The sequence below is a fragment of the Microvirga sp. GN3 genome, assembly GCF_055792825.1.
Map to the genome: position 1 here is coordinate 1 of NZ_JBVVAK010000215.1, position 11,078 is coordinate 11,078.

General features: G+C 60.8%; 8 protein-coding genes. 3 read left to right on the forward strand and 5 right to left on the reverse strand.

Annotated features, from left to right (window positions below; all coding sequences use genetic code 11):
- Nucleotides 1-125 precede the first annotated feature (125 nt).
- Together ACS5Q1_RS43445 and ACS5Q1_RS43450 are read right to left on the reverse strand one after the other, a co-directional pair.
- Complete coding sequence (locus tag ACS5Q1_RS43445) at nucleotides 126-368, reverse strand: hypothetical protein (protein WP_473104044.1); 243 nt, start codon at nucleotides 366-368, stop codon at nucleotides 126-128.
- Between the two features lie 52 nt (nucleotides 369-420).
- Nucleotides 421-1,389, reverse strand: a complete 969-nt coding sequence (locus ACS5Q1_RS43450) for an IS5 family transposase (protein WP_473104045.1) — start codon at nucleotides 1,387-1,389, stop codon at nucleotides 421-423.
- Between the two features lie 205 nt (nucleotides 1,390-1,594).
- On the opposite strand from ACS5Q1_RS43450, the gene trhA reads away from it, so the two are divergent.
- Nucleotides 1,595-2,242, forward strand: a complete 648-nt coding sequence (gene trhA, locus ACS5Q1_RS43455; protein WP_473104046.1) for a PAQR family membrane homeostasis protein TrhA — start codon at nucleotides 1,595-1,597, stop codon at nucleotides 2,240-2,242.
- Nucleotides 2,243-2,381: 139 nt separating this feature from the next.
- On the opposite strand, the gene ACS5Q1_RS43460 is transcribed toward trhA, so the two are convergent.
- Nucleotides 2,382-3,443, reverse strand: a complete 1,062-nt coding sequence (locus ACS5Q1_RS43460; protein WP_473104047.1) for an endonuclease/exonuclease/phosphatase family protein — start codon at nucleotides 3,441-3,443, stop codon at nucleotides 2,382-2,384.
- 243 nt (nucleotides 3,444-3,686) lie between these two features.
- Nucleotides 3,687-4,838, reverse strand: a complete 1,152-nt coding sequence (locus ACS5Q1_RS43465) for a ceramide glucosyltransferase (RefSeq protein WP_473104048.1) — start codon at nucleotides 4,836-4,838, stop codon at nucleotides 3,687-3,689.
- A gap of 365 nt (nucleotides 4,839-5,203) precedes the next feature.
- Between ACS5Q1_RS43465 and ACS5Q1_RS43470 the strand changes: the two genes are divergently transcribed.
- Complete coding sequence (locus ACS5Q1_RS43470) at nucleotides 5,204-8,305, forward strand: lamin tail domain-containing protein (RefSeq protein WP_473104049.1); 3,102 nt, start codon at nucleotides 5,204-5,206, stop codon at nucleotides 8,303-8,305.
- Between the two features lie 833 nt (nucleotides 8,306-9,138).
- Nucleotides 9,139-9,594 carry a DoxX family protein gene (locus ACS5Q1_RS43475; RefSeq protein WP_473104050.1) on the forward strand — a complete coding sequence of 152 codons (456 nt, stop codon included), beginning with the start codon at nucleotides 9,139-9,141 and terminating at the stop codon, nucleotides 9,592-9,594.
- 87 nt (nucleotides 9,595-9,681) lie between these two features.
- Here ACS5Q1_RS43475 and ACS5Q1_RS43480 read toward each other — a convergent pair whose 3' ends face one another.
- The gene (locus ACS5Q1_RS43480) at nucleotides 9,682-10,737 is read right to left on the reverse strand and encodes a patatin-like phospholipase family protein (RefSeq protein ID WP_473104051.1); all 1,056 of its coding nucleotides are present in this window, start codon (nucleotides 10,735-10,737) and stop codon (nucleotides 9,682-9,684) included.
- Nucleotides 10,738-11,078: the final 341 nt, after the last annotated feature.

Genomic DNA, 11,078 nt, shown 5'->3' on the forward strand with positions numbered 1-11,078 from the left:
GCCGCTGCAGCCGCAGCACCAGTTCGATCAGCTCTTCCTTCGTCAGGCGCTGCAAATCAGTGCGATCCATGGCCCCATGGATTCAGGAATTGCGCCTGATGACAAGGGCGTGGGTAATTACAGGCTTATAGGGCTCCGTCTGCCCTGTCCGCTGGCTCGGAACTCGTGCAAGAGCGGGGGGTCCAAGCCCTCTGGCCGTCCAGAACCCACGTCGCGCCGTAGCTGTCGTACGGCTCGGGGCTGTTGGCGATCCGCTCTGCGGTCGCGATCTGGTCCAAGATGTCTTCCGTGCTTGAGATGAGCAGCTTGTCGGCCATCTCGGACTGCCAGTTGGCCAGTTCGTTGAACGCCCACAGGAGAACGGTCACCGTGTTGCATGGATCCACTGGTGAACGTATCGAGCCCATCCCACGCCTTTGTTCAGGCGATGCGGATGGACTTCGGGCGTCCAAGCTCAAGCATGCGGTTGAGCGCATGAATTGCAATGGCGACTTCATTCGCACGACGCCGGTCCGTCCGCGAGCGCAGCGAATCGCCGATTACTCGTTTGAAGCGGCTGATGGATGCCTCCACCAGGGCCCGACGAGTGTACCCAGAGCTCTTCTGCCAGCCCATGCGTCCATGCTCCTCGATACTTTGGAGATGCAGATCGCGTTGGGTCGGGGTGCTCTCTGCCATTTCGCTCGGCACCGCCGTTGATCGAGGTGGAACGATGACTTCCGCATCAGGATGGCGTTGGGCAACGGCGCCATAGATACCCGCGTGATCGTAGGCACCATCGCCGATGAATAAGGCGAGAGGACCGGTGACCTGGTCAAGCAAAGGTTCAACCTGCGAGCCATCATCAACATCACTGGTCGTCAGCTCCGATGCCAGGATCTGTTCAGTCTCAGCATCCACCCCGACGTGCAGCTTTCGCCAGGACCGGCGTCTGCGGGAGCCGTGCTTCTCGATCAGCCACTCGCCGGGCCCGCCGAGGCGCAGGCCGGTGCTGTCGACCAGCAGATGAACAGGTCCTCCGGAGCGCGGACATGGCCCTGGCACCTCCAGGGTTTCGGCCCGCCGGCTCAGGGTTGAGTGATCCGGCACCGCCAGATCCAGAACCAGGAGGTGGAGGATCGAACCGATCAGCCCTTCGGTTTGGCGCAGCGCCAACCGGAGCACCGCCCGCAGGGTCAGGGCCGTTCTGATGGCGAGGGTAGAATAGTGAGGCTGACCGCCTCGTGTCGTGCGCGGCTCGGCCCGCCAGGCGGCAATGGCTTCCTCAGAGAACCAGATCGTCAAGCTTTCGCGCTGGCGCAGAGCCGCGTCGTACTCTGCCCAATTCGTCACTCGGTGCCGCTGCTTGGGGATGCGGCGACGACGAGCAGCATTGGCCTTGAATGGCACGGCACATATCCAACATGAGGGGCACAGTCCTCCTATGTCACCGAGTGCCGGTTACCAACTCGCCTATTCGTGCAACAAAGCGTTGCAACGGAGTAAGCCGCCATAAGAGTGCTACACAGACGGCGTATTGTCTTTCAGATGCCACTGGCCTCGAACCCGAGGTTTGCGGTGGTATCTTGAGGCCAGTCTATTCACCGAGGTGGCAATGTTGGAATGGAACTACGACCGGAAAGAGATTGTCGCAGACGGCATCGTGCACGCCATCGGTGTGATGTTCGGAGTCACCTCCATCATCGCCTTGCTTATCATGGCCGCTCCGGCCGCTGAGGCATGGGAGTTCACGTCCATCCTGATCTACGGGACCGGACTCGTGACAGTGCTCACCGTCTCGGCGCTCTATAATCTCTGGCCCGTTTCGCCGGTCAAATGGGTGCTGCGACGGTTTGACCATTCAGCCATTTATCTTCTGATTGCCGGTACCTACACACCCTTCATCACGCAGATGAAGGTGAGCGTGGAATCCCTGATGCTGCTGGTCGGTGTGTGGCTGACCTCCATGGCCGGGATCGCGTTGAAGCTGCGCTTCCCAGGCCGCTTTGAGCGGCTCTCGATTCTCCTCTACCTGGCTTTGGGCTGGAGCGGCATCCTGGCTTATGAATCCGTGTTTGGTGCGCTTCCTTACTCCACCCTCTGCCTCCTCGCGGCCGGCGGCATTCTCTATACGGTCGGCGTGGTGTTCCATGTCTGGGAGAGCCTGCGCTTCCAGAACGCGATCTGGCACGGCTTCGTCCTCGTCGCAGCGGCCTGTCACTATTGGGCCGTGCTCGATTGCCTGGTGCTCGCCCGAGTTTGACGGGTCACGTGCCAAGGCACGAACCATCCGGATTATGCGGGTATACTGAGGCTGTGCTGGAGTCCGGTCGTGAATGGTTCAATCCAGCCACATGAGCAGAGCTCCCGCGTGCGGCGAACAGGAGACACGGCAGTCCGCTTTATCGGGTGCGCTCGGCGATCTCCTTGGCCTCGGCCTTGATTGGTCGGTACTTGAAGGTCGCGCAGATCACGCCGTGATCGTTGGTGCCCGTTGCCTTGTGGTCGTCGAAATTCAGATGGTCGTTGTTGACCGTCATGCCGTCGAACATCCAGATGCGCCGCCGGAAGTTGTCGTAGAACTCCTCGCTGACCAGGATATGGTCGAGCGATTCCATGATGTCCTGGAAAATGTGGGTGTAGTAGACATCCCGTGTGCTGCGGTACTCCTGCAGGGTCTGGGCGGTGTAAAGGCTGATATCGCCGCCGCCCATGCTGTCTCCGACAAGATAGCGCGGCTGCTCGGTTAGGATATTGGCTGTGTTGCTGTGCTGGCCGTCATTGATGTCGCCAAGCACGATCACGGGGGTGCGGGTTCCCTTCATCGGCTCGGTCAGCATGAACCGCAACGCCGCCGCCTCGGCCGTCCGGCGGATGGTGGACATCGCAGCCCCCAGGCTGCTCGCGTGCTTCTTGTAGAAAGTCTCGTCCGCCCTGAACCAATCCTCCCGGAAGACCTTGGTCGGCCCTTTCGACTTGAAGTGACAGACATAGACGTGGATCGGCTCGTGCTCCTTGCGCGGCCGAACCGTAAAATGCAAGACCGGTCGCGAGAAGCTGTCGATCGCAACGCTGATCGCGGGCGTCTGCGGATCATCGCCGGAGCTCTTGAGGACGAATTGCTCCGGAAAGCGCTCAATCCATTCCGGCTGCCCGACCAACAGCCCCTTGCGCACGATTGCCGCGCAGACGATGCGCGTACCATCGGTGTTCTCGGGGACGAGTAGGTCGTATTCGTTGGCGATCTCCGAAGCATCGAGGGCCCGCGCGATTGACGCGCCATGCCAAAGCTCCTGAAACCCGAAGATGTCGGGATGCAGCAGTCGGATCACGCGGCTTGTCCAGTCGATCTTGCGGTCAAATTCGGCCTGTGACCATCCACTCGTGTCGGTATAGATGGGCAGGCCAGGTTCGTTGAGATTGTAGAGATTGAACGTACCGACGCTCAGGCGATTGAGTTTCATGGCTTTCTCCGTCGACAATCATTACGTCGTCCTTCGCGGCAGGAAGCTTAACAGAGCTCGTTGGGCGCGCCGATGACACCATCTGGACGATCGTGTGCATCGCTTATGGCTGCCCCGCCTCCGGAAACCTGCCCGTCGGGTTGCATCGAAGGCGACGGACCGACCTGTGCGACGTCACCGTGACGAGCTGCATAACCAGCTCTGTGCCAACCATTTTGCAATCAGCGCAGATGGAAACAACGCTCATCTGGTCAAGGAACTCTCCTGCAATGACTCAACGGCGCTGACTGAAAGGGTCATTGCATTTCCACGCCAAACGACGTTCTTGGCGATCCAAGCACTCGCCCATAGGATCGGGATGAGACAGTCCCGGATAAGGCACGCCGTCGGATAACGCCACGAGACGTGCCACCCTTTACTCTTTGCCAGCGCACATTCCGCGCCATACCAAATCACAGCCAGGATCAGTACGATCGCCGTGACGCTGTGCAGATCGGCCGCCGCGAAATAACCTCCGGTCAGGAGTGGAAGGGCGGCCCCGGTTAGGATCTCGGGTGCGAAGAACAATGGGAAGGTCACGCGCCTGAGACGCGCCCACCGGATTTGCCGCGCCCAAACCTGACGCGCCGTACGGCGCCCTAACGGCTGCTCGAAGGGCGAATGCACGAGATGAACATGCAACCCGGCTTCCCGCACGAGCTTTGTCGCTGCCGCATCTTCGGCGATTTCAGCGACGAGCGCTCTGATGCCGCCCTTCGAGTTAAGAAAGTCCCGGCGCCAGAGCATGCTTTTGCCCTGGGCAAAGCCAAGGCCGAGGCTCTCGCCCACATATTGCCACCGCGCCTGAAGAGTATTCAAAAAGGCGCACTCGACTTCCGCCCAGAACCCTTTTGGACGTGACCCGATGGGTGTCGAGCAAACGAGACCTGTATCGGGCCTCCAGCTCAACAGCAGCTGCTGGATGTAATCCTGAGGCATGAGAACGTTGGAGTCCGCAAGAATCACCCAGTTGAAGCGGCCTTCCTGCCAGCCCTTCATGCAATTGTTAAGCTTAGGGTTGTCGCTGATCCGGTCATCTCCCACGAGAAGACGCGAGGGAACCCGGGGATGAGATGCCATGAGCCTGCGTACGAGCGGGATGACAGGATCGTCCACGCGCGCGACGCAGAATATCAGCTCATAATGCGGGTAGTTCAGAGCAAAGCTGGAAGCCAGTGTCTCCTCGATCCAGGGCTCGATGCCACACAACGGCCTGATGATTGTGACAGGTTCAGCAGATCCTACTGAAGTCTTGCACGACGCGGCTGATCGCAGCCTCACTGCTGCAATGATGATGCTGATCAGATTAACGAGCGTCAGAATTAGGCAGAGGGCTCCGGCAGCGACTTCGATCACTCGTTAACTCCTGCCGAACTAACTCGTCATTGGGTCAGCCTTCATTATGCGGCTTATGTCGCATTCCTGTGACACCGGAGATGACGATTGGACTACGCTCCGGCTGAGCCTGAAGAGGACGTTCTGAGCGCCTAAGGCAACGAGGGAGAACCTGCAAGGTGCGTCGACTGGGCCTCTTAGCGGCTCCGATCAGCTCGGTAGATTTCTGCTTTTACAGCAGCGGACCGCTGTCGCCGACAGTCTCGGACGTGCGGAAACGTCATGCCGGTGTCATCGCTTTCGTTTGTGTTGGCACTGACGTGCCGAATCAGTCGAGTATGGCCGCAAGAGCTCGCTTCCACTTCCATCACCAACGAAGGTAATCCATGGCTTTCTCGCAGGATCTGTTTATCTCCGAGTATATCGAGGGATCGAGCAACAACAAAGCGATTGAGATCTATAACGGCACCGGAGCCACCATCGATCTGGCTGCGCTGGGATACAAGCTGGTGCTTTATTCCAATGGAAGTTCCTCTCCGTCCCAGATTATCGATTTGACTGGTGTCTTGGCTCCCGGCGACGTTTTCGTGTTGGCCCATGCCTCCGCTAGTCAGGCAATTCTTGACGTTGCGGACCAGACGACAGGGATCGGTCTGTACAATGGAGATGATGTGGTGGCGCTCGCCAAGGGTCCTGACAATGCGCTCACCCTCATCGATGTGATTGGACAGATCGGCGTGCGTCCCAACCCGGAATGGGGCTCCGGAACCGCAAGTACGCTGGACAACACCCTGCGCCGTCAGGCCTCGGTAACCGACGGCGACATCAACGGATTCGACACCTTCGACCCCGCCGCGCAGTGGGAGGGTTTTGCGAGCAACACCCTCGATGACCTTGGCCAGCACACGGTCGTGACCGGCACGCAGACCTTCTCCATCTCGGATCCGGTCCTTCCGCCGATCGAGGGCACTGGTGCGACCGGAACACCTGTGACCTTCACGATCACCCGAGCGAACGCTGTCGGCGCGGTGACGGTGGCCTGGAGCCTTTCGGGCACTGGTGGGACCGGGCAGGCCAAGGCCGACGACTTCCTCGGTGATACCTCGGGCCTCGTGAGCTTCGCCGAGGGCGAGACGGAGAAAACCATCACGATCACCGTGGCGGCGGATGCGGTGGATGAGGGCAACGAGGCGTTCAGCATCACCCTCTCTAACCCGAGCGCGGGCGCCATCGCGGACGGCACCGCGGCCACACGCATCAACGACGACGATACGACGCTCGTTCAAATCGCCGAGATCCAGGGCGCGGCCCATACCTCGCCGAAGCTCGGCCAGTTCGTCACCACGATCGGCATCGTGACAGGCCGGACCTCGAACGGCTTCTGGATCCAGGACGCAACGCCGGATGATGACGTGAACACTTCCGATGGCGTCTTCGTGTTCACCGGGTCGGCGCCGGCAGCCTCGATCATAGTCGGCGACGAGGTCCAGGTCTCCGGCACCGTGGACGAGTTCTTCCCGAACTCCGGAAGCACCACCGAGCTCTCGGCCACACAGATCCGGATCGGCAGTGACGGCGAGGTGATCGAAACGGGCAACACCGGGACCATCCAGGCGCAGATCATCGGCAGCGGCGGTCGCCAGCCGGTCACGGCGACCTACGACGACGATGGGCTGACCGCGTTCGACGCAACGACCGACGGCGTCGACTTCTGGGAGAGCCTCGAGGGCATGGTCGTCACCCTCAACGACACCCGCTCCGTCGGTCCGTCCTTCACGAACTCCTTCGGCGACACCGAGGTGTTCGCGGTCGTGGACAACGGCGCCGGGGCCGGCCTCCAGACGCCGAGCGGCGGCCTCATCATCCAGGAGGGTGACTTCAATCCGGAGAAGATCGCCATTCAGGAGGACAACCGGGTCTTCAACAACGACTACACCGCGAACACCGGCGACAGCCTCGGCGACGTCACTGGCATCATGGGCTACGACAGCCGCTCCAACTACGAGGTGATCGTCACGGAGGCGTTCACGGTGACAAGTGGCGGCCTGCAGAAGGAGGCGGCAACGTCCCTTGCGGCGGGCGATGCCGACCATCTCACCGTCGCCACCTACAACGCGGAGAACCTCGACGCCAATGATCCGGTGAGCCGCTTCACCACCATCGCCACTGAGTTGGTGAACAAGCTGAAGTCGCCGGACATCGTGGCGCTCCAGGAGATTCAGGACGACAACGGCACCACCGACAACGGGGTGACGCTGTCCGAAGTGACGCTCCAGAAGCTCCTGGCGGCGATCGAACTCGCGGGCGGTCCAAAATACTCCTACACCTACGTGGCGCCGGAGAACAACGAGGACGGCGGGCAGTCGGGCGGCAACATTCGCCAGGTCTTCCTCTACAACGCGGCCCGGGTCCAGTTGGCGGACTCTGTCCCGACGATCGGCGATTACGACGACGCCAACGCGGTCGTGAATGCGGGCGGGAGCGTGGATCTCGCATACACGGTCGGCCGCCTGGATCCGACGAATGCGGCCTTCGAGGACTCCCGAAAGCCGCTGGCGGCGGAGTTCGTGTTCAACGAGGAGAAGGTCATTCTCGTGAATAACCACTTCAACTCGAAGGGCGGGGACGACCCGCTTTACGGGGTGAACCAGCCACCAGTCGAGGTCACGCAGACACAGCGCCTCGCACAGGCCGAGGTTGTGGCCAAATTCGTGGAATCGATCTACGCGGTCGATGAGGATGCCAACGTGCTTGTCCTCGGCGACCTCAACGATTTCGGCTTCTCGAAGCCGGTCGAGCGCCTGGAGGAGGCGGGCCTCTTCGATCTCACCGACCTGCTACCAGAAAATGAGCGCTACGATTACATGTTCGACGGCAATTCGCAGGACCTTGATCATATTATGGTGAGTAAGAGCCTCGCCGGGCACTCCACTTTCGACGTGCTGCGGATCAATGCGGAGTTCGCCGATCAGACAAGCGACCACGACCCGCTGATCGCGCGGCTGGCGATCTCGCAGGGGATCGTCGTCGATGGCGGAAACGGCGCGGATCAGATCACCGGCGGCAATGGCAAAGATCGCCTCAGCGGCGGCAACGGAGCCGACCGGCTGGAGGCCGGCGACGGCAAGGACGTAGTGACCGGCGGGCGCGGCGACGACATCCTGCTCGGCGGCCGCGGCGCGGACGAGCTCTTCGGCGAGCAGGGCAGCGACGTCTTCGACGGGGGCGCGGGCAGCGATCTCCTCACCGGCGGTACCGGAGCGGACGCATTCGTGTTCCGCGGCAGCTTCGGCAACGACACCGTTACCGATTTCCGCAGTGAGGACGTGATTACCTTTGACAACGGGTTCGCAAGCTTCGCGGCGGTCCGCGCCGCCAGCCTGCAGGTTGGCACCGATACGGTGATCACGGCTCAGGACGGCAGCAGCGTCACGCTGAAGAACGTGATGCTGAACTCTCTGCGGGCGGACGACTTCGCGTTCATCTAGCCCGGTCCGAGACCGCGGGGGTGCCGGTATCCGGCGCCCTCGCTCCGACAATGACTTGTAGCCGCTTCCGGACATCGCCCCTTGGCTTCGGGTCAGCCTCTGAAGAATGCCTGTCCTTCTTGTATGTCTTGCGGTTCTAGGCAGCCCGGGATTTACCCGGTGCAGAAGAATGAAGTTGTACAAGTAGTACGCCGCGTTCGAGCTTGTCCGAGTTTTTACACAGCCTCGCGGACTTAGCCGCCTTCGAGTTCAGGTCTCAGGTGTGCTATTTGGAGACGTAGCGGCACGTCATGCGTTTCAATTTGCCCCAGCACTGTGCAACGATTTTGCTGAGGACCCATTCATCAAGAATTCTCATCATCGTCTATTCAGGCCAAGTGTGGCGTCTTCGGAACCCACGCAGAATTAGCAGATAGATTGTGAAACACCTGTTCATGGTCCAACGCTGGCTGCGCTTTCCTTCGCAGCGCCAAGACAGGCCGGCAACACGTCCCTAAAACTCAAGTCCGAACTCATCAAACGGAGGCCATACCCGGGTCGACACTGTCGTCACGGACGATAGGTGGGAGCGATGCTTCTACGAACGCGCATTTATCGCTAACGCGCCCGGGATGATGATCGCTCCAAACGCCCCAGGCAGGGCGTGGACGACGACGATTGAGTCTTACGCAACCTTGTTCTGGGAGTGAGCCACCCTCACGCGATTGTGCTCCCCAGATCTCTTGTCAACCGATGGGCGTATGTTACCCAACCTGTGCATTGCTGCAATGCAGCATAGCTGATCGCACCCTTCAACATACATTCTGATTCTTTTCAAGATTGACGGAGAAACCATGACCAACCGCACGAACGATGTGGCCCTGCTGGTCGCCCGCTTGGCCGTCGCGGCCCTTTTCCTCCCCGCCGGGATCGGCAAGTTGTTGGACCTGTCCGGCTTCACGGCAATGCTGGCCGGCAAGGGACTGCCCTTTCCCGACCTGCTCGCAATCCTCGCCGTGGCCGCCGAGATTCTCGGCCCGGTCGCCCTAATCCTGGGCGTTGCCCCACGCCTCACCGCGCTAGTGCTGATTGGCTTCACGTTCATCGCGAGCCTGATCAGCCATGCCTTCTGGGCCTTCCCGCCAGAAGCCCAGGCGGCTCAGCAGACGCAGTTCTTCAAGAACGTTGCGGTCATCGGTGGCCTGCTGTTCTACTTCGCCAGCGGCGCGGGCAAGTTCAGCCTCCCGAACTTCCTTGGGGCGCGCACCTCTAATGGCAGGGCTTCACTACGCGAAGCCGCGCGGGCTTGAGAATTTAGCGTGTTCTGCCAAGACAGGCCGCCCTCACACGTGGATTGAGAGTCCGCCTGGCCCGCCGGATTTCCGGCGGGCGCCAGACTATCCAGTCGAGGGAGATATGTACCGCATTTCATGCGCGGATTGGCTCGAAAGCCATGCATCCGCAGCTTCTCGCCCTTGATCCCTGAGGTGCTGCAAATGCGCCCACTCGGTGTTCATGAAGCTGAGCCCGCTGAGACCCTCAACATGGTCTTCGGCAATCAGGTGGTGGAGCTTGAGACGTCGCAGCTTGCGCCCGAGCCGCGAGTTCTGCATGTCTCCCTCTCGACAGAGTTGGCTCATCATCGCAAGGGCCTCCAGATCCCGCTGCAGCGAGCTGTTGAAGGTGATCTGGTTCAGTCGCTTGTGGATCTCCGGTGAGGTCGTCGGCAGTTCGGTATGGTTTGCCGGAATGATCTGCACGACCAATATCTCCGAGACCCTCGTGGCGGTCACGAGCGGCATAAGGGGTGGATTGGCCGCATAGCCGCCGTCCCAATGCGGCTCGTCATCGATCAGCACCGCCTGATGCAGCTGCGGCAGGCATGCGGAGGCGAGGACAACATCGTAGCTCAGGTCCTTGTTGCGAAAGATCCGCAGCGCTCCGTCACGGACCCGCGTTGCTCCAAGCAACAGCCGGAAAGGAGCCTCGGTGCGCACAGCCTCGACATCGACCTCCGTGGTGAGGATGTCGCGCAGGGGGTTCAGGTCGAAGGGGTTGAACTGGTAGGGCGAGAGCTGCGAGGTCACGCGCGACAGAATGGGATTTGACGAGATCAAGCGGCTCTGACGACCGGCCTCGCTGATCCTGCGCCAGAACCGCTCAAGGGTATCCCGTGCTTCGTCAGCACCGCCCTGCGCCAACCCGGAGGCGAGCAGCACCGCGTTCATGGCGCCCGCACTGGCGCCACTCACCGCATCGAAGCATACGCCCTCCTCCAGCAGGCGATCGAGCACCCCCCAAGTGAAGGCGCCGAAGGCTCCTCCGCCCTGCAGCGCGAGGGAGACCCGCTTTGGCTTGGCACCTGCGCTCCGGAAGGTGCGTTGAGGCATGTTCTGAGGCTTGCCAAGAGAGCCCAAGAGGGCTTGGTCGCCGATAGGATCGAGAAAAGTCATGGTCTGCCTCCAACCTGCCGAAGGTATGTTGGTGTTGATCCGTCGTGCGGCAGGGCCACTCGGAGCCTTCGTCCGAGCGCAGGAGGATGAACGCTGGAGGTGGCCAGCGGTTGCTGCAATGCACCATACGGCCAAGCCGATACCGGCATGCGTCAAGGGCATGGAACCATGTGGGCTATCCCTGCCTGCGCCAGGATCGCAACACAATGCCTCGATGGGTTTTGATGAGGTGGACGCCCCCCAACGGCCTCGGTGTGCCAAAGTGGAGGTGTTGAACTGCACCACTTGAGGGAGGCGTCCATGGGAGAGGTTAGCACAATTGGCTTGGATCTGGCGAAGAA

What these genes read in the sequence shown, in the direction of transcription:
- ACS5Q1_RS43480 (WP_473104051.1), bottom strand. Translation starts at nt 10,737, where the DNA reads ATGACTTTTCTCGATCCTATCGGCGACCAAGCCCTCTTGGGCTCTCTT.
- ACS5Q1_RS43475 (WP_473104050.1), top strand. Translation starts at nt 9,139, where the DNA reads ATGACCAACCGCACGAACGATGTGGCCCTGCTGGTCGCCCGCTTGGCC.
- trhA (WP_473104046.1), top strand. Translation starts at nt 1,595, where the DNA reads ATGTTGGAATGGAACTACGACCGGAAAGAGATTGTCGCAGACGGCATC.
- ACS5Q1_RS43470 (WP_473104049.1), top strand. Translation starts at nt 5,204, where the DNA reads ATGGCTTTCTCGCAGGATCTGTTTATCTCCGAGTATATCGAGGGATCG.
- ACS5Q1_RS43460 (WP_473104047.1), bottom strand. Translation starts at nt 3,443, where the DNA reads ATGAAACTCAATCGCCTGAGCGTCGGTACGTTCAATCTCTACAATCTC.